Annotated in this window: 19 protein-coding genes and 1 tRNA gene; 11 read left to right on the top strand and 9 right to left on the bottom strand. The window is 71.6% G+C overall.

Annotated elements, in window-relative coordinates; all coding sequences use genetic code 11:
- Positions 1 to 328: hypothetical protein (locus ADL15_RS54635; RefSeq protein ID WP_067700859.1), on the top strand; the 328-nt coding region annotated here is incomplete at its 5' end.
- Between the two features lie 18 nt (positions 329 to 346).
- On the opposite strand, the gene ADL15_RS36115 is transcribed toward ADL15_RS54635, so the two are convergent.
- The 8 genes from ADL15_RS36115 to ADL15_RS36085 all read right to left on the bottom strand — a co-directional run bounded on the left by ADL15_RS36115 (position 347) and on the right by ADL15_RS36085 (position 10,542).
- Positions 347 to 1,174, bottom strand: a complete 828-nt coding sequence (locus ADL15_RS36115) for a hypothetical protein (RefSeq protein WP_067700856.1) — start codon at positions 1,172 to 1,174, stop codon at positions 347 to 349.
- Entirely contained in the window at positions 1,167 to 1,685 is a 519-nt protein-coding gene (locus ADL15_RS36110; RefSeq protein WP_067700853.1) for a SigE family RNA polymerase sigma factor, read from the bottom strand. Before ADL15_RS36110 ends, ADL15_RS36115 begins: the two co-directional genes overlap by 8 nt.
- Positions 1,686 to 1,726: 41 nt before the next feature.
- Positions 1,727 to 2,998 (bottom strand): GH12 family glycosyl hydrolase domain-containing protein, encoded by a 1,272-nt coding sequence (locus tag ADL15_RS54630; protein ID WP_067700850.1) that lies wholly within the window; start codon positions 2,996 to 2,998, stop codon positions 1,727 to 1,729.
- 208 nt (positions 2,999 to 3,206) lie between these two features.
- Complete coding sequence (locus ADL15_RS53460) at positions 3,207 to 3,374, bottom strand: hypothetical protein (RefSeq protein WP_157441815.1); 168 nt, start codon at positions 3,372 to 3,374, stop codon at positions 3,207 to 3,209.
- Positions 3,375 to 4,006: 632 nt separating this feature from the next.
- A tRNA-His gene (locus ADL15_RS36100) sits at positions 4,007 to 4,082 on the bottom strand.
- 88 nt (positions 4,083 to 4,170) lie between these two features.
- The gene (gene orn / locus ADL15_RS36095; RefSeq protein ID WP_083972211.1) at positions 4,171 to 4,761 is read right to left on the bottom strand and encodes an oligoribonuclease; all 591 of its coding nucleotides are present in this window, start codon (positions 4,759 to 4,761) and stop codon (positions 4,171 to 4,173) included.
- 475 nt (positions 4,762 to 5,236) lie between these two features.
- Complete coding sequence (locus ADL15_RS36090) at positions 5,237 to 8,740, bottom strand: hypothetical protein (RefSeq protein ID WP_067700847.1); 3,504 nt, start codon at positions 8,738 to 8,740, stop codon at positions 5,237 to 5,239.
- Positions 8,741 to 8,880: 140 nt separating this feature from the next.
- Positions 8,881 to 10,542 carry a copper resistance CopC/CopD family protein gene (locus ADL15_RS36085; RefSeq protein ID WP_067700844.1) on the bottom strand — a complete coding sequence of 554 codons (1,662 nt, stop codon included), beginning with the start codon at positions 10,540 to 10,542 and terminating at the stop codon, positions 8,881 to 8,883.
- An 85-nt stretch (positions 10,543 to 10,627) separates the two neighbouring features.
- On the opposite strand from ADL15_RS36085, the gene ADL15_RS36080 reads away from it, so the two are divergent.
- The 8 genes from ADL15_RS36080 to ADL15_RS36045 all read left to right on the top strand — a co-directional run bounded on the left by ADL15_RS36080 (position 10,628) and on the right by ADL15_RS36045 (position 16,980).
- Positions 10,628 to 11,185, top strand: coding sequence for a sigma-70 family RNA polymerase sigma factor (locus ADL15_RS36080; RefSeq protein WP_067700841.1), 558 nt, complete (start codon positions 10,628 to 10,630; stop codon positions 11,183 to 11,185).
- Positions 11,186 to 11,251: 66 nt separating this feature from the next.
- Positions 11,252 to 11,737, top strand: a complete 486-nt coding sequence (locus ADL15_RS36075) for a MauE/DoxX family redox-associated membrane protein (protein ID WP_067700838.1) — start codon at positions 11,252 to 11,254, stop codon at positions 11,735 to 11,737.
- Positions 11,734 to 12,483 carry a DsbA family protein gene (locus tag ADL15_RS36070; protein WP_067700835.1) on the top strand — a complete coding sequence of 250 codons (750 nt, stop codon included), beginning with the start codon at positions 11,734 to 11,736 and terminating at the stop codon, positions 12,481 to 12,483. Before ADL15_RS36075 ends, ADL15_RS36070 begins: the two co-directional genes overlap by 4 nt.
- Positions 12,480 to 13,466 carry a hypothetical protein gene (locus tag ADL15_RS36065; RefSeq protein WP_232344759.1) on the top strand — a complete coding sequence of 329 codons (987 nt, stop codon included), beginning with the start codon at positions 12,480 to 12,482 and terminating at the stop codon, positions 13,464 to 13,466. The genes ADL15_RS36070 and ADL15_RS36065 overlap by 4 nt, the downstream gene beginning before the upstream one ends.
- Positions 13,467 to 13,546: 80 nt before the next feature.
- On the top strand, positions 13,547 to 14,419 hold the full coding sequence (locus ADL15_RS36060) for an ATP-binding cassette domain-containing protein (protein WP_067700832.1): 873 nt from the start codon (positions 13,547 to 13,549) through the stop codon (positions 14,417 to 14,419).
- Positions 14,416 to 15,228 (top strand): ABC transporter permease, encoded by an 813-nt coding sequence (locus ADL15_RS36055; protein WP_067700829.1) that lies wholly within the window; start codon positions 14,416 to 14,418, stop codon positions 15,226 to 15,228. Before ADL15_RS36060 ends, ADL15_RS36055 begins: the two co-directional genes overlap by 4 nt.
- Positions 15,215 to 16,336 carry a sensor histidine kinase gene (locus ADL15_RS36050; RefSeq protein WP_067700826.1) on the top strand — a complete coding sequence of 374 codons (1,122 nt, stop codon included), beginning with the start codon at positions 15,215 to 15,217 and terminating at the stop codon, positions 16,334 to 16,336. Before ADL15_RS36055 ends, ADL15_RS36050 begins: the two co-directional genes overlap by 14 nt.
- Positions 16,333 to 16,980, top strand: a complete 648-nt coding sequence (locus ADL15_RS36045) for a response regulator (RefSeq protein WP_067700823.1) — start codon at positions 16,333 to 16,335, stop codon at positions 16,978 to 16,980. Before ADL15_RS36050 ends, ADL15_RS36045 begins: the two co-directional genes overlap by 4 nt.
- Here ADL15_RS36045 and ADL15_RS36040 read toward each other — a convergent pair.
- Positions 16,977 to 17,348, bottom strand: a complete 372-nt coding sequence (locus ADL15_RS36040; protein ID WP_067700820.1) for an Asp23/Gls24 family envelope stress response protein — start codon at positions 17,346 to 17,348, stop codon at positions 16,977 to 16,979. The two genes, ADL15_RS36045 and ADL15_RS36040, sit on opposite strands and share 4 nt — an antisense overlap.
- A 254-nt stretch (positions 17,349 to 17,602) precedes the next feature.
- Between ADL15_RS36040 and ADL15_RS36035 the strand changes: the two genes are divergently transcribed.
- Together ADL15_RS36035 and bcp are read left to right on the top strand one after the other, a co-directional pair.
- Positions 17,603 to 18,031, top strand: coding sequence for an S-adenosylmethionine decarboxylase family protein (locus ADL15_RS36035; protein ID WP_067700817.1), 429 nt, complete (start codon positions 17,603 to 17,605; stop codon positions 18,029 to 18,031).
- 21 nt (positions 18,032 to 18,052) lie between these two features.
- Positions 18,053 to 18,529, top strand: coding sequence for a thioredoxin-dependent thiol peroxidase (gene bcp, locus ADL15_RS36030; RefSeq protein ID WP_067700814.1), 477 nt, complete (start codon positions 18,053 to 18,055; stop codon positions 18,527 to 18,529).
- Positions 18,530 to 18,680 lie beyond the last annotated feature (151 nt).

Below are 18,680 nucleotides of genomic sequence, written 5' to 3'. Positions count from 1 at the left end.
CTCCCCCGCCCCGGCCGCCACGGCGTCACCGGCGATCGGCTCCTCGGCGGCCGACAACCCGCCCGGCCTGATCACCTGCGGGCTGCTGGGTGCCGCCATCCGCGACGCGTCGCTGATGCAGCCGGGCGTGGTCCGGGCGATCGCGGACGCCAGTGCCACGGCGGACGCACCGGTCGGTGACGCCGCGACCACGCTGGCTCAGGCGTACCACATAGCTCTGGCCTCGCACGACAGCGGCGGTGAGCCGGACGCCATCGCCCCGGTCAGCGCCGCAGCGGCCGACATGGCGCAGGTCTGCGCGGACAGCGGCCTGGACGCGGTGAACTGACCGCGCCCGGCGCCCGGCTCAGCTCGCCGCGACGAAGGCCCCCGTGACCTCCGCCCGCTGCTCACCGGCCGAGGCGACCGCGCCGTAGAGGTCCGCGCCCGGGTCGCGCTTCCCGGCCTGCTGGTACTGGGCCGCGAAAACATACTTGCCGGCCGCGAGGACGCCACCCGGCTTCAGGGTGAAGCGGTAGATCAGCGCGTCCTTCTCCTCGGTCAGGGTGATCGTGATCATCGAGCCGGGCACCGTGCTCCAGTTGCCGGTGTTCGCCACGCCCGCGGTCCGGGCCACGCTGATCGCCAGGTCCAGCGCGGTGATCTGCTGGGTGTTGGTGATCGTCACGTCGCTCTGCCCCCAGGTGTCCGTCGAGTACTCGTTGATCACCCCGGACGAGCTGACGAAACCGGACACCGGCTGGAACGCCGGCGGCGCCGCAGAACTGGACCGGCTGGCGTGCGGCCGGCCGGTGGGCCCGCCGCCGCCGCCGGTGGTGGTGTGCTTCGACGTGCCGGCCGCGGACGGGCTCGGCCGGGTGGTGACCGGCAGGGGTGGACGGCTGGTCGGCGCGGCCGAGGCGGTGCCGGTCGTCGCGGTCGGTGTCCGTTCCGGGTCATCGCTGGTGAGCAGCTTGATCCCGGTGAACCCGGCCACCAGGGTGGCCGCCACCGAGAAGGCCGCCGCCATCGGCCGCAGCCCGGTGAAACTCCACAGCGGGCGAGCCGGAGGGGCCGGTGTACCGGCGAAGCGCTGCCGGTTGATCCGATCGAACATCGCGTCGCCGTCCGGCAGGTGCCGCTCGGCCTCCTGGCGCAGCACCGCACCCAGGTCGTTCTGGGGCCGCTCAGCCATGGTGACCTCCCATCATCAGCGGCATCTCCCGGAGGAACTCACTCAGCTGGGCGGCGCCCCGCGAGCTGTGACTCTTCACCGCACCCACCGAGATGCCCAGGATCGCGGCGACCTCCTTCTCCGGCACGTCGAACGCGTACCGGAGGATGACGCACTCGCGGCGCCGGAGCGGAAGCCGCCCCAGAGCCGCGCGCACGTCGAGGATCGCGGGGGTGTCGGTCTCGCCGCGGTCCCGGCGCAACAGGCCGAGCCGCAGCAGGCCGGCGCGTTCCCGGGTCTGCTTTTTGATCCACTGGCGGGCCAGGTTGGTCACGATGCCCCGGGCGTACGCGATCGGGCTGTCCGCCGCCTGCACCCGCTCCCAGTGCCGCCAGACCTCGACGAACGCGTCCGACGCCAGATCGTCGGCGACCTGCGTCTCGCCGGTGACGAGGTACGCGAGGCGCGACAGATCGGTGTGGTGTGCGTCGAAGAAGCGCCTGAAGGCGCGTTCGGCGTCCTGCTCCGGCACGCGGGACTTCCTGACCGTCAATGGCACACAGGCCGACCGGGCTAGCTGATCTTCACCGAGTACGAGCTGGTGTCGAGCTGCCCCGAGCCGGTGAAGACCTCGGTTCCGGCCTGCACGCTGGACAGATACTTGGTCTTGTCGAGCCATCCCCGCCCCGCCAGGTCAGTGGTGAAATCGGTCAGGTTCAGGTCGGCGGAGGTGGTGTTCGCGGTCCGTACGAACGAGTACACGTCCCAGCCGATGTTGCCCTTGTAGAGATCCCAGGTGGCGCCGCCGAGGGTCACCGTCGCCTGCTTGGTGCCGACCGGGCCGGCCCCGCCGGACTTGTAGAGCCAGACCATCACCTCGTCGGTGGGCTGGTCCTGCCAGTCCGGGTTGGCGATCTTGTGGAACCACAGGTCGTACGAGACGTTCATGACGTTCGCGGTCTTCTGGGTGACCGTGAAATTCCAGCTGGCCTTGACCGCCTTGCCCGCGCTGAGCTGGACCGGCAGCCCGGTGCCGGTGGTCTTGTTGCCCCAGTGCCAGCCGAGCACCGCACTGCCGTACGACTTGACCTTGGTGTTGTCGCCGGCCCAGGTCCAGCTCGTGCCCCAGCTCAGGTTGTCGCCGGAGAGGCCGTTCTCCCAGACGCACTGCGAGCCGGTGCCGTCGGCCTTGCCCCAGACGTTGTTGTTGACCCAGTACTTGCCGCGGATCAGGGCGGCGAAGTCGGTGCAGTTCTCGGCGCCCTTGGTGGTGGCCGCGGCGGTCGGGGTCGGGCTCGTCGTCGCGCTCGCCGTCTTGCTGGTGCTCGGGGAGGCCGTCGCGGTCTTCGTCGGCGTCGCGCTCGTGGTGGCCGTCGGTGCCGCGGTCGCGGTCTTCGTAGTGCTCGGGGTGGCGGACGGGGCCGTGGTGGCCGTGGCGCCGCAGGTCACCCCGTTCAGGGAGAACGTGGTGGGTACCGCATTGCCGCCGCTCCAGGTGCCGTTGAAGCCGAGCGTGACGGTCGACCCGGCGGCCAGGCTCTTGTTCCACCCGGCGTCGGTCACCGTGACGCTGGTGCCGGTCTGGGTCCAGGTGCCGTTCCAGCCGGAGGCGAGCTTCTGCCCGGACGGGAAGGCGAACCCGAGCGTCCAGCCGTTCACCGCGGAAGCACCGGTGTTCCGGACCTTCACGTCACCGGTGAAGCCGGAATTCCACTGGCTGTTGACGGTGTACGTGACGGCGCAGCCGGCAGTCTCGGCGGCATCGGCGTTCAGGACGCCGAACACGGCGGCGCCGGTACCGAGGGCCGCCACCGCGAGCGGCACGACGAAACGCTTGGCGAGCATCAGGGGAACTCCCGGGGAGATGAGTGTTGATCACCCACCCAGTGGCACCCGGGAGCGGAAAGGTTGCGCGCTCCCAGGAAGTTTTTCCCACCCGAGCTTTCCGTTCGCCCGCCCCGCTCCGCCTTTCCGCGCGCCGGACCGCGCCCATGGGGGACGGCCGGCCCCCGTTCACCCCGGCCGGCCCCCATGCCCTGCGCACAGGCGCCGCTCAGCGAGAACGGCACCCCCGGCCGAGCAGCAGCTCGAGCAGCCACGCCGCGACCATGGTGACCGTGGCCACGGTGAGCCCGATCCAGAAACACGGCCGGATGACGAAGCCCAGCACGATCAGGGTGACGATGACGAGGAAGTAGGCGATGCCCCCGACCCGAGTCATCTCTCTCCCTTACGCATAGGTAGCGCACAGCTTCGCCGAGTGCAGAAAATTCTTCCGCTCAGATGCCTATACGCAGGATTTCTTACGGTCCAGCTATGTCGATCCGGGAAAGTATCACTCCGAATTCGAGAAGATCAAGTTTCCTGCCGATCGAAGAATAGACAATAAAGAAACCTGCCTACTCGGCGAGGCCAGTCCCGCCCGGCGCACGGTCACGGCCACCGGGCCGAACCGGGCACCACCACACGCGCTCGCCGGATCCACCCGGCGAGCAGCCACGGTCGCCGAAACAGCCCCGGGCACGATGCCGAGCGGGTGCATGGGCCGTTCTCGGGGGCGGCGGGAGCCCGCGTTGCCAGATTGCGTGCGTGCGCCGCCCACAGGCGGGCGGTAAACGCACGCACAACCCGATCGCGTACCCCTACCGCCCTCGAACCCGCCTCAGCGCGGCCTTTCCCCACCCTCCGGCGCCGGGCGCGGACTCCCGCCGCCCCACCGGCACGCAGCGCGGATTCCCACCGCCTCACCGGCGTGAAGCGCGGACTTCTGCCGACGAGGAGCGACCGGCACCGGGCGGTGAAACGAAAGCGCCCGACCGCTTTCGCGATCAGGCGCTTCGACCTGCAACTTCATGGGGTGACCGACGGGACTTGAACCCGCGACCCCCGGGACCACAACCCGGTGCTCTACCAGCTGAGCTACGACCACCATTACCGCGAGGGGCTAACCCCGTGGTGCGGCACAATCATAGCCACACCCCGACCCGGCTCGTCGAGCGGGTTACCCGTTCGGCGCGTCAGAGTTCCGCGGCGATGGCTTTGGCCGCCTCGACGTCCGGGCCCGGCAGGGGCACGAAGACGGTTCGCCGGTAGTACTCCAGCTCGCGGATGCTCTCCTTGATGTCGGCGAGAGCCCGGTGCGACAGGCCCTTGGCCGGCTGCCCGAAATACACCCGCGGGTACCAACGACGGGTGAGTTCCTTGATCGAGGAGACGTCGATCATGCGGTAGTGCAGGTGCGAGTCGAGCGCCGGCATGTCCCGGGCCAGGAAGCCCCGGTCGGTGGCGATCGAGTTGCCGCACAGCGGCGCGGTGCGCGGGTTGGGGACGTGCTCCTTGATGTACGCCAGGATCAGCTCCTCGGCCTCACCCATGGTGAGGACGGAGCGGCGCACCTCCTCGGTCAGTCCCGATTTCGCGTGCATGTCCCGCACCACCGGAGGCATGGCGTCGAGCGCCGCGTCATCGGCGTGAATGACCAGGTCGACGCCCTCGCCGAGCACGTTGAGTTCAGGATCGGTGACCAGGGCCGCAACCTCGATGAGCTTGTCCTTGCCCAGCTCGAGACCGGTCATCTCACAGTCGATCCACACCAGAAGATCCGCCACCCGGACAGCGTAGCCCGGCGGGCGCTCCGCTGTTCGACGTGAGTGTCGGGCCAGCGAACATTCGCGATGTTTGTCCGCTTTAGTGGGTCGTCTTCCGCATTGGTCGTTTGAGGGGGTAAAGTGAACTTAACGGACGAAGCCCCCCTTCGGTTACTCCGTTCCCCCCGGTAAAGGGGCCCTTCGTGTCGGCAGCGCGAAGGGCCCCTTCGGCTTTCCGCCCCCGAACCGCGGCCACCGGCGGCCCCGCGCGGCCCACCAGCTGCTCCGCCGCACACCGGCCGCGCCGGCAGGATCTCGCCGACTCCGGCCAGGAGAGCGGTCCGGTCCAGCTACCGATCCTTCCGATGCGGGTTGAAGCGTCGCCCGCAGCCACCGGCAATCGGTCGTTCTCCCGATCCCCCGCCTGCAACGCGGCGAGGGCCGCCCGGTGTGGGCGGCCCTCGCGGTGGTGGTGTTCTCGCTTGATCTGTTCCGGTCAGCTCTCGTCCGGGGTGTCCTTCGGCCGGTTGCGGGCCGAGGTGCGGGTGGACGGCGCGCGCCGGCGCTTGCGCTCAGGGACAGCGGTGGTGCCCAGCAGCTCGGCGGCCTCCTCGACGTAGCTCGGCACCCGGCTCGCCTTCCCGCCCTCGGCGCCTTCACCGGTCTCGACGATCTCCACGCTCCCCGAGCCGGACGCAACCTCGACCTGCGCAGTGCCAGCGGACGCCGCCTCGACCTGCGCGGTCCCGGCAGACGCCGGCTCGACCTGCGCGGTGCCTGCGGATGCCGGCTCGACGTGCTCGATCCCGGTGGACGCCGGCTCGGCCTTCTCCGCGGCGGATCGCGTCGCGGCCGATCGGGCGCTTCCCGTCCGGGGCCGCGGCTTCCGCGCGGCCGCGGCCTCACCCGCCGCCTGCTGATCCGCCGCCGGCTCTCCCTGACCAGAAGCGGCCCGCCCGGGGACGATCTGCTCGGGAGCGGTCTGGTGCGAAGCGATCTGGTCGGGAACGGTCTGGTCGCTAGCGGTCTTGGTCGCTGCGCGGGCCGCGACCGACTCGGCGGCCTTGAGCCAGGCGGCCGGGACCTTGCGGCCGGTCGCCGCGGTGGACTGCCGGCCGGCCACGGTTCCGGCGAGCCGGTCCTGGGCCCGGGACAGCGGCCGGTTCGGCTCGGTCGCCCGCTTCGCTTCGGCCCGCTTGGCTGCCGACTTGGCCGCCGCCTTGGCCTGTGCCTCCGCGGCCGGCTCCCCCGCTCCGGCCTCGGCCGCGTGCACCGAAGGCCGTTCCTCGGCGTCCGCCGTCCGGTTGCCGCCCTGTTTCGGCGTCAGACCGCGCACCGGCCCGGCCTGCTCATTCTCGGCCGCGGGGGTCACCGCCGCCTTTCCGCTGCCGGGCAGGCGGTTTGCCCCACTAGCTTTCCGAGTACGGTCATCAGCCGCGCCCTGCCCCGCCTCGACCCGACCGCCCCCGGGCTGACCGGCCCCGGTCACCTCGGACGGCCCGGCCTCGGTCTCGTGGATCGACGTGCGGCCACTCTCCGCCGCCCGCGCGGCGGGAACCGGCTGAGCCGGCGCGCTCGGGTGCCGAGTCGGGAACGGCACGACCGGCGGCTTCGGCTCAGCCCGCTTCTCCGTCTCCGGACCCGGCTCACCAGCCTGCTCGATGTCGGACACGTCGCCGTCGGCCTGCCCGGTTTCGGGCACAGCGCCGTCGGTGGCCTGGCCGGTTTCGGTGGTGCCTGCACCGTCCTGGGCGTCGCGAACCTCAGGTGAGACCGACGCGGCCTCGGGTGAAGCGTCCCCCGTCACCGTGACGGCATCGTCGGCCTCGGTTTCAAGGCGTTCCGTGGCGTCCGCGATCGTCGCCGGCTCCGGGCCTTCCGGCGCGGCCTCCGCAACGCTCGCGGACGCGGACTCCGGCCGGCTCTCGATCAGCCGGGTCAGTGCGTCCGGGTTCGGCCGGTTCTCGATCGGCTGCGTCGGCCCGTCGGACTCCGGCCGGTTCTCGATCGGCTGGGTCGGCGCTTCCGACGCCGCGCCGTTCTCGATCGCCGGCGCCGGCTCGTCCTCGGTGGCGGCCTTGAGCGCCGGGCGGGCTCCGCCCATCCGGGTCAGGCCGGTGGCCGCCCAGTCGGTGGCGTTCGGCCCGGTGAGCAGCACCACCCGGCGCGGCGCGGGAGCGGGCCACACACCGCCCTTGCGGACCGCGCTGGCCTCCAGACCCCTACCGGCCTCGTGGCCGGCGCTGTCGGCGAGGTCGATGCCGCCCTCAAGACCGGGACCGTTCGCAAGGTCCATGCCGTTCTCGAGGTCCATGCCGGCACCTCGGGCCGTGTCGTTCTCGGATCCGGCCCCGGCCGGTGTCCGGGTGGCGGACGGCACGGCCGAAGCCGGTTCGATGGCCGGTTCGGACCGTGCCGCCTCGGCCTGGCGGGCCTGCTCGTCGGCAGAGACGGCCTCGGCACCGGCAGCGGCGGCCTCGGCTGCGGGCTGGGTGGTGGAGATCGGGGCGCGGAGGCGGGCCGCCTCGGCCAGTGCCGCAGCGGCCTGGGCCTGGGTCTGGCGGGCGCGTTCCGGGGCGGTCTGCGCGACCCAGGCGCCGACCGCGGTGGCGTGGAACTCCGCCAGGTCGACCGGGGCCGGGAGACGCCGCCGAGCGGGCCGTTCCGGGCGGGTGCCCGGCGGGGTGAGCATGCTGGCGAGCGAGGGCATCTCACCGAGCAGGCTCAGCGGCCGGCCCGGCGCCGGGTTAGGCGACTCGGCAGCCAGGCCGGAATCGGACAGCAGACCGCTCGGAGCCTCGGCCACCACCCCACCGGACGCCACCGGCTCCTCCTGACCGTTGCCGGCCCCGGCAGCGCCAGCCGAAGCCGCATCGACCGAGGCCGCGCCAACCGAAGCGGCGTCGACCGAGGCAGCGTCGACCGAGGCCGCAGAAGGGATCGGGAGAGCGCCGGGGACCACCGGGGTGATGCCGCCAGGGCGGATGCCGGTGGACGTACCGGAGGGGGCGGCCTGGATCGGCGCGGTCATCGTCGTACCGGAAGGGGTTGGTGTGAGCGGGAGCGAACCGCCTCCCTGCACCGGCGGCCAGGAGAACTGCGGCAGCGCCGGCGGGCGTGACAGTGGGGAGTCGGCAAGCGTGCGCGGACGGTGAGCGCCGCCGCGAGCGCGCGGGGCGAAGGCGTCGAAACCCTGGCCGAGTTCGCGGAGCGCGAGGGGGCCGTCGCCATCGCCGAGGGCGTCCAGGGCGAGCCGCGGGTCGCGCTGGCCGAGGGCGCGGAGCGGGATCGGGGCGCCGATCGCCAGCATCAGGGCCGGGACCTGGCTCGGTTCGACCACGTAGACCACCTCGCGGCGGCGGCGCGGCGTCGCCAGCACCGCGATGCCGGACATCAGCAGCATGGCCCCGAACGACAGCAGGCACCAGGTCGTCGAGTCGAGCCAGCCGGCGCGGACCTCGACGGTGCCGTTGAGGCGGAGGTTCGCGCCGCCCGCGGCGTTCATGATCACCAGGCTGTAGCCGGCGGGGAGGTCGGCGGGGACCCAGCGCAGGGCGCCGCCGCCGGTCTGTGTCCAGAAGTCCTGACGGCCGGGGGCGGAGGGCAGACTCCGGACGCCCTCGATCCGGGCCGCGGTGATCGGCAGCTCGCCGGTGCCGACCTGCACACCGCGGATCTCGGTGTGCGGCACGTCACGCAGGAATCCGGCGACGTCACCCGCCGGGGCCAGGCCGATGAAGGCCGGGCCGGTCCCGGTGAGCGCGGTGATCCGCAGCTCGGTGTCGCCGATCCGGGCGAACGAGGCGTCGTCACGGAGCAGGCGGTCGACGTCCGGTACGACGATCGCGTACCCGGGCGCACTGAGCCGCTGCAGCTCGGCACTGAAGGCTCCACCGGCGTCGCGATGCCGCAGGGCTGCCCACAGGCACCCACCGGCCAGCAACGCGGGCAGTCCGATCGTCAAAAGCAGCATGCCGAGGACCGGCCGGAACAGCCGCATTGTTAATTCCCCCTTCTCGGGCCGTACTGCGCGCACCATACCGAGGCAAATAGCCCCAAATTGGTCAAACGAGCAGGCGACCCTCGACAGATACGGTTAAGGCCCGATCCATTACGGAACGGGCCATAACCGACAGGGGGCTAGGAGATCTTGGCGGTCATCGTGAACGACGTCTGATCGATGTCGGTCGTCCGGGCGGTGAACTTGAACGTCCACTCGCCGGCCTGCGGCAGCGCGATGTCGCCGATCGCGTGGAAGTCGGTGATCCGCAGCAGCGGGATCTCGATCGGCTCGATGCCCTTGGCCGGCAGCGCGGCGGTCGCCTTCCACTCGACCACCGGCAACGGCTTGTTGTCCGGGGTGTAGGCGTACAGGTGCATCGAGTTGTTGCCGACCGCGGCCGGATAGATGTCCACCTGCAGCGACATGTTCTTGTCGGTGAGCGTCTGGGTGACCGTCGTCGACGTCTCGGTGGTCTGTGCGGCCTCGGCGGTCCGCGGCGGCGCGATCTGCACCAGCGCCGCGGTCACCCCGAGCACCACCGCGGTGATCCCGAGTTCGGCCAGCAGCACCCGGCGCAGCCCGCGCGGCGACTCCTCGGCGATCTTGTGGTTGACCAGCCGGCGGGAGTAGGCGGCCACCGCGATGACGATCGCCGCGAGGGCCACCTTGGTCAGGATCAGCCGCCCGTACGTGCTGTTGAACAGGCCGTTCAGGGAGGAGACCTCGATCAGCGCCTGCACCGTGCCGGCGAAGATCAGCGCGCCGACCGCGGTGAACGCCCAGCGCGACCAGATCGGCAGGATCGCGCCCAGCTCCCGGGCGTTCGCCTGGGGCAGCAGGAACGCGAAGAGCATCACCAGACCGCCCAGCCAGACCGACATCGAGGCCAGGTGCAGCGCGTCCAGCACCACCGAGACGCCGGGCACCGGTGAGGCGGTCGGGTGGCCGGTCAGCGGCCAGGTGGCCAGCGCGGCCACCCCGAGGACCCCGAGCAGGGCCAGGTCGAGCTTCGACTCGCCGCCCGAGCCGACGAGCAGCGGCCGGAGCAGGAATCCGGCGGCGATCACCACGGCCAGCCGGACCAGCATCACCGCGCCGAACGTACTGCCCAGCACGTCCCGCAGGTCACCGACCCGGACGTCGAAGAGCGTGGTGCCGAGCGTGTACGGCGCCTGCAGCCAGATCCCCAGCACCGTGCTGCCGGCGACCAGCCCGATACCGGTCCAGATCAGCCGGCCGGGGCCACGGCGGGCCAGCCGCTGCGGCCAGAGCAGCGCCAGGACGAGCACCGGGCCGACTAGGAGCACCAGCCCGGCGTACCCCAGATATTTGCCGATCGGGATGAGCGCCCGGACCACCGGGTCGACCTTGACGTCCTCGATCTCGTCGGCCGCGGGCGGTGTGGAGGCCGCGCCCACCGAGTACGTGATCGTCCCGGCCACCGGGTGACTGTCCGCCGAGATCACCCGGAACGTGACCAGGTACGTGCCCCGGCCGCCCCCGGAGCGCAGCGGGATCGTCACCTGCGAGCCGTCCGCGGTGGGATCGCCCTGATCGGCGCGGGACCCGTCCGGCGCGAGCACCCGGATCTTCCCGGAGATCAGTTGGATCGACTCGCTGAACGTGAGGGTCACCTTGTTCGGCGCGTCCGGCACGATCACGCCGTTGTTCGGGTCGCTGCTGACCAGAGCGGCGTGCGCGCTGGCCGGAACGGCCGACAGCAGCACACCGATCATGCCGATCAGCATCCCGAGCAGAACGGTCGCGCGCCGGCGTCGGTAGACGGTCATGACGGCCATGCTCTCTGATCACCATCCGTTCGGCCACCTGCGGGTGGTCGCCGGCGGCCCTCGCATGGTTCCAGATCCCCCGGCACCGCGTACGATGCCGGTCGTGACGGCTGGTGAGCAGGAGACGGACGAGACCACCGCGCTGGCGCTGGCCGCCCGCGCCGGCGACCCGGTCGCACAGGCCGCGTTCGTGCGGGCCACCCAGGCCGAGGTCTGGCGCTTCACCGCCGCGCTCGTCGACCCGGGCGCCGCGGACGACCTGACCCAGGAGACGTTCCTGCGGGTGTTCCGGGCGCTCGACTCGTTCGAGGGACGGTCGACGGTGCGGACCTGGCTGCTCGGCATCGCCCGGCGCACCTGCGCGGATCACCTGCGGGCCGTGGTGCGCCGCCGGAAGCTGGACGCCCGGCTCGCCGCGCAGGCCGCCACCGAGGTGCCGGTGCCCGATCCGGCACATCGGCTGAGCAGCGCCGATCTGCTGAACCGGCTGGGCGAGGAGCGGCGCACGGCGTTCGTGCTGACCCAGGTGCTGGGGTTGTCCTACGCGGAGGCCGCCGAGGTCGAGGCGGTGCCGGTGGGCACCATCCGGTCCCGGGTGGCCCGGGCCCGGGACGAACTGATCACCGCGGTGTCGAAGGCACAGGCCAGCTGAGAATTCTCTCAGCCGGGGATGATCGGGAACTGGAACCCGATCAACTCCGTCTAACAGGACGTGACCATGGAAACCACTACGCGGTCCGCGGTCTGGCCGTGGATCTCCACACTGGCCAGGGTCGGGCTGGCCGCCGTCTGGCTGATCGCGGGCGCCACCAAGATCGGTGACCTGGCGGAGTCGGCGCGGGCGGTCAACGCGTACCAGCTGGTGTCGTACGACGTGGCCAAGATGATCGGCGGCGTCCAGCCGTTCCTGGAGATCGGCCTGGGCGTGCTGCTGCTGATCGGCCTCGCCACCCGGCTCACCGCCGCGATCTCCGCCGTCCTCCTGGTGATCTTCATGGCCGGCATCGTCTGGGCCTGGACGAAGGGGCTGCGCATCGACTGCGGCTGCTTCAGCTCGGGCGGCGAGCTCGGTGCCGGGCGGAACACCACGTACGGCCTGGACATCCTGCGTGACCTCGGTTTCCTGGCACTCGCCGGAGTCCTGCTGTGGCGACCGCGGACCCGGTATTCAATCGATGGTGTGCTGATGGGGGAATCGTCGTGAGCAAGGGCAGCCGGGACCGGGCGGACAAGGCCCGGAGGATCGTCGAGCAGCAGCGCCTCGCGGAGCGCCGCCGCACAGTGGCCACCTGGACGTCGGTGGCCGTGGTCGCCGTGCTGATCATCGCCGGCGTGATCGGGTACTCGATGGTGTCCGGCAAGGACGAGAAGACCCAGTCCGCGCTGGTCACCCCGAGCGTGGCGGTCGACGAGGGCACCGCGTTCGCGGTCGGCAGCGGGCCGGTCACCGTCGACCTGTACGAGGACTTCATGTGCCCGATCTGCAAGAACTTCGAGTCGACGAGCTCGGCCGGGCTGCGCCAGCTGGCCACCGCCGGCAAGGTCACCCTGCGGTACCACGTGGTGTCGATCCTGGACCGCGCGTCGAACGGCACCGAGTACTCGACCCGGTCGGCCGGCGCCGCCGCGGCCGCCGCCGAGGAGGGCAAGTTCACCGAGTTCCACGACGCGCTCTACGCCGACCAGCCCGAGGAGAACAGCGACGGCCTGTCCAACTCCAAGATCATTGAGATCGGGAAGTCGATCGGGTTGACGAGCGACAAGTTCGCGGCCGCGGTGAACGCCGGCACGTACACGGCATGGGCGACCAAGGCGACCGAGACGTTCTCCGCACGTCACTTCACCGGCACGCCGACGATCGTGGTCAACGGCACCCAGGTGACCGGGCCGCAGGACAGCGTGCCCACCGTCGAGCTGATCACCCAGGCCGTCGACAAGGCCGCCGGGTGAGACGGATCACCCTGATCCTGGCCGTGGCCGGTGCGATGATCGCGCCGGCCACGCCCGCGTCCGCCCACGGTGGGGAGGGGGCGAACGTCACGTCGTACCGCACCACGATCACCGGGCTCAGCAGCCCGATGGACGGGCTCACGGTCCGCACGGTCGAGGGTGGCGCGCGGCTCGAGCTGACGAACACCACCGGGCGGGCGATCGAGGTGCTCGGTTACTCCGGCGAGCCGTACCTCGAGCTGCGCGCGGACGGCGTCTACCAGAACACCGGCTCGCCCGCGGCGTACGTGAACCAGACCCTGGCCGGGGACACCCCGGTGCCGCCTGCCGCCGATCCGACCGCGCCGCCGACCTGGGAACGGATCGCCACCGGTGACACGGTCCGCTGGCACGACCAGCGCACGCACTGGCTCGGCTCGGCCCGTCCGCCGCAGGCCGTGGCCGATCCTGACCATGCGCACCGGCTGCGGGAGTGGGCCGTGCCGCTGCGTGACCAGGTGCGGGTCTTCGAGCTCCGGGGCACCCTCGACTACGAACCGCCGCCGGTGACCTGGGCCTGGTGGGTGGGCGCGGCGCTGCTCGGCCTGCTGCTGACGGCACTGGTCCGCCGCTGGTCACGGCTTGTCGCGCCACTCGCGATCATCGCGGGTCTGTCCGTTTTTTCGTACGCGGTGATGCGCGGCCTGGACGGCTCCGGCTGGGACGGCGTGCTGGTGCTCAGCGGCGCCCTGGCCCTCGGCGCGGCGTGGCGGCATCCACCGTTCTACCTGGCGCTGGCCGGTTTTGTGCTCACCGCGTTCGCGGGTCTCGGCAGCTCGGAGGCGTTCCTGGCGGCGGTGGTCCCGGCCACCGGCCCGGGCTGGCTGGCCCGCGCGTGCATCGCCGTCACCGTCGCGACCGGCGTGGCCCTGGCCCTGACCGGCCTGCTCCGGATGCGCGCCGCCGTGCCCACCGCCGTGGACCAGGAACCCGTGCCGGCCTAGACCCGGGTCGGGGGTGTCCGGCGCGGGATGTAGACCGTGGGTGGGTCCGGCCGGGACCGGATGTTCCTAGCGTCGACCTCATGATTGAAGTCGACGAGTTGGTGAAGCGATTCGGGAAGACGACCGCGGTGGACGGGTTGTCGTTCGTGGTGCGGCCGGGACGGGTGACCGGGTTCCTCGGCCCGAACGGGGCGGGCAAGTCCACCACGATGCGGATGATCCTCGGGCTGGACCGGCCCACCGCGGGCCGGGCCACGGTGAACGGGAAGCCCTACCGGGAGCATCCGGCGCCGCTGGCGACGGCCGGCGCCCTGCTGGAAGGGCGGGCCGTGCACGGGGGCCGGTCGGCGCGCGACCATCTGCTCGGGCTGGCCCGGACGCACGGGATCGGCCGGGCCCGGGTCGACGAGGTGCTCGAACAGGCCGGGATCGCCGCGGTGGCCGGGCGGCGGGCCGGCGGGTTCTCGCTCGGGATGGGACAGCGACTGGGGATCGCGGCAGCGCTGCTCGGGGATCCGGCGGTGGTCATCCTGGACGAACCGGTGAACGGGCTCGACCCGGACGGGGTGCTGTGGATCCGGACGCTGCTCCGGCAACTGGCGGCCGAGGGCCGTACCGTCCTGATCTCCAGCCATCTGATGAGCGAGATGGCCGTGACCGCGGATCACCTGCTGGTGATCGGGAAGGGGCGGTTGCTCGCCGACGCCGCCCTTGACGACCTGCTCGGCCGGGCCACCAGCCTGGTGCGGTCACCGGACGCCGACGTGCTGCGCGAGCTCCTGGTCGCGAACGGTGCGACGGTGACCGCGCCGGCGGCCGGTCGGCTCGACGTGACCGGGCTCGACGTCACGGAGATCGGTACGGTCGCGGCCGCGCACCAGCTACGGATCTTCGAACTCACCCCGGCACGCGCCTCGTTGGAGGACGCCTACATGGCACTGGTGCGGTCATGATCGGGGTGACGTTCCCGCGGGTCCTGCACGCCGAGTACGGCAAACTCCGCGCGCTCCGCTCCACCTGGGTCGTGTTCGGTACGGTGACGCTCCTGACGGTGGCGCTGGCCGGAGTGATCGGCTGGAACGCCAACCGGCTGCCCGGCGCGGACCACACTCCGCCCGGGATCCTCGGCCGGGCCTTCCTCGGAATCGACGTGTTCTCCCTGGTCCTCGGGGTGTTCGGCATTCTCGCGGTGACCGGCGAGTACGGCAGCGGGCTGATCCGCTCCACGTTCGCCGCGGTGCCGGCACGGCTGCCGGTGCTGTGGGCGAAAGCGATCGCAACGGCCGCGCTGGCCGCGCCGGTGATGCTTCTGGCCTCGGCCGCCTCGCTGGTCGTCAGCCAGTCGTTCGCGCCGTCTGCGGCCCGGCTCGGCTTGGACGATCCCGGGGTGGGCCGGGCCATCATCGGCGCGGCGGCCGCACCGGTGGCGCTCGCTCTGATCGGACTGGGGCTGGGTGCGCTGCTGCGGCACACCGCGACCGCGATCACCACCTATGTACTGCTGGTCCTCGTGCTGCCGGCACTGCTCGGCGGGGCCCTGCCGGACGCGGTCCGCGATCACGTGCTGAAGTACGTCCCGGTCGCCGCCGGCGCAGGCGCTGTACGCGGTGCCGAGCGGCGGCAACCCGTTCACGATGCTGAACCCCGGGCCAGCCGCCCTGGTCACGGCCGGCTGGGTGGTGCTGGCGCTCGCGGCCGGCGGGGCGGTGTGGTGGAGGCGGGACCCGTGACGGGTCCACAATGGGCCGATGAACCCGCGTGAGGCGGCCCGGCGTCACCCGTACGCGGTGGACGCCGGGATCGCCGCGCTGGCCGCCCTGGCCTGTGCGGTCATCCTGACCGGGCGGACCGGCGCGACGGTCACCGCGACAGACCTGCTCGACTGGATCATGGTGTTCGTCCTGCCGATCCCGCTGATCTGGCGGCGGCGCGCTCCGATCCCGGTCTTCGCGCTGGTCAGCGCGCTGTTCTGGGTTCCACAGGCACTCGGCGTGCAGAACCCGGCAGCGCTGCTGGTCCCGCTGCTGGCCCTGCACGCGCTGGCCAGGCACCGACCGGCCCGCTACGCCTGGCCGGCTGCGATCGTCACGGTGCTGCCCGGGTTCGGCCAGCCCTGGGTCTCCCTCGCCGCGGTGGGAGCGCTGATCGTGGCGACCACACTGACCGGGATCAGCCAGCGGACCCGGGCGGCGTATCTGGCCGGGCTCGAGGACCGGGCCCGGCGTCTGGAGATCGAACGGGACCAGCGGGCCCGGCTCGCGGTCGCCGAGGAACGCGGGCGGATCGCGCGGGAGATGCACGACGTGGTCGCCCACCACATCGCGGTGATGGTCGCGCTGTCGGAAGGTGCCGCCGCGGTCGCGGCGGGTTCGCCGGAGCGCGCGGCCGGCGTCATGGGCCAGGCCGCGGCCACCGGCCGCGAGGCGCTGGGCGAGATGCGCCGGCTGGTCGGTGTGTTGCGGAGCTCTTCCGGCAGGACCGTGGACCGCGCCCCTCAGCCCGGCCTGGACGACGTGGACGCTCTGGTCGAGCGGGTACGAGCGGCCGGCATCCGGGTCACCCTGGTCCGGTCCGGCGCACCCGGACAGTGGGGTCCCGGTGCCGGGCTGGCCGTCTACCGGATCGTGCAGGAGTCGCTGACGAACACCCTCAAGCACGCCGGCCCGGAGGCGAGCGCCGAGGTGACGTTGCGCTACCACCCGGCGGGTGTGGAGATCACCGTGCTGGACGACGGCGCCGGCTCCGCCGGGAACGGGCTGACCGGGATGCGGGAGCGGGCCGCACCGTACGACGGGACGGTCGAGGCCGGCCCCCGCCCCGGCGTCGGCTGGCGGGTCCACGCCGCGCTGCGGTTCCAGGCCACCGGATGAGCATCTCGGTGCTGCTGGTCGACGATCAGCCGCTGCTCTCCCTCGGCTTCCGTCTGATGCTGGAGTCACAGCCGGACATCACCGTGGTCGGTGAGGCCGGCGACGGCGCCCAGGCGGTCCGGATGACCCGGGCGTTGCGGCCGGATGTGGTCCTGATGGACGTACGCATGCCGGTCCTGGACGGGATCGAGGCGACCCGGACGATCGTGGCCGCCGGCAGTCCCGCCCGGATCCTCGTCCTGACCACGTTCGATCTGGACGAATACGTGTACGCCGCGCTCCGCGCCGGGGCCAGTGGCTTCCTGCTGAAGGACGCGCTGCCAGCCGACCTGATCAGCGCGATCCACGCGGTGGCGGGCGGTCACGCGGTGGTCGCGCCGGCGGTCACCCGCCGGCTGCTGGACGCGTTCCTGCCACACCTGCCGGTCCCCCGGGCCGCGGACGACCGGCTGGAGCGGCTCACCGAGCGGGAACGTGAGGTTCTCGCTCTGGTGGGTCGGGGCCGGTCGAACAGTGAGATCGCCGGAGATCTGCACCTGTCGGAAGCGACCGTGAAGGCGCACGTAGGAAGGCTGCTGGGCAAGCTCCAGTTACGCGACCGGGTGCAGATCGTGGTCTACGCCCACGAGCATCGGCTGCACTAGCTGATCGCGATGTCGTCCACGTTGACGTTGACCGAGAGGACGCGCAGGCCGTAGCTCTGCACCGCCTCGGTCACCTTCAGCTGGACGGCGCTGGTCACCTCGGCGACCACGGTGCCGGCGGCCAGCACGACCACCACGTTGACGGTCACCGTGCCGTCCTTGACCTCGGCCGACACGCCGCGGCTGGCGTCACCGACGGTGTCCAGCCCGACCTTGTCCAGCACGCTGTTGAAGAACCGGGAGACGTCGCCGCCCAGGTCCGCGACACCGGGGACGCTGCGCGCCGCGGCGGCGGCGATCTTCTCCACCACCTCGCCGGAGACGGTGGTGTTGCCGTTCGGCGTGGTACCGCCGGTGGGTTCAGTCATGGCCCTGATCTCCGCTCTCGACGCGATCTGCCCGCGGAGCGTACTGAAGATCCGCGCCGGGTCGCCAGACCGGTATCCGACTGTCCGCGGCGGAACACCGGAAACCACACCGTCCACCGTGGTCCGAAAACGGAATTGATGGTGACCTTGGCTTGCCGGAAAGGAATCCCTCATGGCCTCTGGCCAGCGAAAACGTGGCACATTCGGAGGCGCCGAAGGCCGGTAACGTACGTTTCACGGCCCTGGGAGGCGTCATGGAAAATGACCACTACGGCGATGAGTTGACCTTGCGCTTGTCCGGCATCGCCGACATCACAGCGCTCGACGACGATCAGGTCTTGACGACGTTCATGCGCGAGCTGGTCGACCGGATCGGCATGACGGTGATCGCCGGCCCGCTGGTCGCCACCGAGGGCGGCCCGCCGGAGAAGTCCGGCAAGTCGGCGGTGGTGATCCTGGCCGAGTCGCACGCGGCCATCCACACCTACCCGCACCTGCGGGAGATCTTCGTGAACGTCTTCTCCTGCAAACCGTTCCGCGAGTCCGACGTGCTCGCCGAGTTCCACCGGCTGGTCGGCGACTACGAGATCAGCGAGCACACGCTGCGGCGCCGGGGCGAGGAGTGGCCCCGCGATCTGGCCGCCGCCGAGCAGCTCTGGAGTGGCCGGCGGGTGGCACCCTGACCCGGCACTATCGTCGGTCCCATGACTGACATCGTGCGTCTCGACGCCGGCGACGCCGCGCCCGACTTCTCCCTGCCGACCGACAACGGCGACCAGCTCTCGCTCAAGGATCTGCGCGGGCGCAAGGTGGTGCTGTACGCGTACCCGGCCGCCATGACACCCGGCTGCACCAAGCAGGCCTGCGACTTCCGCGACTCACTCGCCTCCCTGCAGGCCGCCGGGTACGAGGTGGTCGGCATCTCCCCCGACAAGCCGGCCAAGCTGGCCAAGTTCCGCGAGCGCGACGCGATCACGTTCCCGCTGGTCAGCGACGAGGACAAGAGCGTGCTGATCGCGTACGGCGCGTACGGCGAGAAGCAGCTGTACGGCAAGACGGTGACCGGGGTGATCCGGTCCACGTTCGTGATCGACGAGAACGGCGCGATCGAGCGGGCCTTCTACAACGTCAAGGCCACCGGCCACGTCGCCAAGCTGCGCCGTGACCTCGGCCTGGACTGACCCCGATCGGCTCGGACTTCGCCGAAAGTGTGCAACTCCGGGCCATCCGCGCCGATGAGGAGGGCGATCCACAAGTCCCGCCGCGGCGCGGGGTGGTCCGGGCTCACGGCGGTTGTCATGCGGTACCCAACCCGCAAGGCGGCCGCCGTGC

The sequence above is a fragment of the Actinoplanes awajinensis subsp. mycoplanecinus genome (assembly GCF_001509495.1).
Taxonomy (GTDB): Bacteria; Actinomycetota; Actinomycetes; order Mycobacteriales; family Micromonosporaceae; genus Actinoplanes; species Actinoplanes palleronii.
Note: the sequence above shows the minus strand (reverse complement) of the source record. Positions and strands in the feature narration are given on the sequence as shown.

Bases quoted from the DNA above. Each gene is read 5' to 3' on its own strand.
- ADL15_RS36115 (WP_067700856.1), bottom strand. From the start codon at position 1,174: ATGGCTGAGCGGCCCCAGAACGACCTGGGTGCGGTGCTGCGCCAGGAG.
- ADL15_RS54630 (WP_067700850.1), bottom strand. From the start codon at position 2,998: ATGCTCGCCAAGCGTTTCGTCGTGCCGCTCGCGGTGGCGGCCCTCGGT.
- ADL15_RS53460 (WP_157441815.1), bottom strand. From the start codon at position 3,374: ATGACTCGGGTCGGGGGCATCGCCTACTTCCTCGTCATCGTCACCCTG.
- ADL15_RS36090 (WP_067700847.1), bottom strand. From the start codon at position 8,740: ATGCGGCTGTTCCGGCCGGTCCTCGGCATGCTGCTTTTGACGATCGGA.
- ADL15_RS36085 (WP_067700844.1), bottom strand. From the start codon at position 10,542: ATGGCCGTCATGACCGTCTACCGACGCCGGCGCGCGACCGTTCTGCTC.
- ADL15_RS36080 (WP_067700841.1), top strand. From the start codon at position 10,628: ATGCCGGTCGTGACGGCTGGTGAGCAGGAGACGGACGAGACCACCGCG.
- ADL15_RS36075 (WP_067700838.1), top strand. From the start codon at position 11,252: ATGGAAACCACTACGCGGTCCGCGGTCTGGCCGTGGATCTCCACACTG.
- ADL15_RS36060 (WP_067700832.1), top strand. From the start codon at position 13,547: ATGATTGAAGTCGACGAGTTGGTGAAGCGATTCGGGAAGACGACCGCG.
- ADL15_RS36055 (WP_067700829.1), top strand. From the start codon at position 14,416: ATGATCGGGGTGACGTTCCCGCGGGTCCTGCACGCCGAGTACGGCAAA.
- ADL15_RS36050 (WP_067700826.1), top strand. From the start codon at position 15,215: ATGAACCCGCGTGAGGCGGCCCGGCGTCACCCGTACGCGGTGGACGCC.
- ADL15_RS36045 (WP_067700823.1), top strand. From the start codon at position 16,333: ATGAGCATCTCGGTGCTGCTGGTCGACGATCAGCCGCTGCTCTCCCTC.
- ADL15_RS36040 (WP_067700820.1), bottom strand. From the start codon at position 17,348: ATGACTGAACCCACCGGCGGTACCACGCCGAACGGCAACACCACCGTC.
- ADL15_RS36035 (WP_067700817.1), top strand. From the start codon at position 17,603: ATGGAAAATGACCACTACGGCGATGAGTTGACCTTGCGCTTGTCCGGC.
- bcp (WP_067700814.1), top strand. From the start codon at position 18,053: ATGACTGACATCGTGCGTCTCGACGCCGGCGACGCCGCGCCCGACTTC.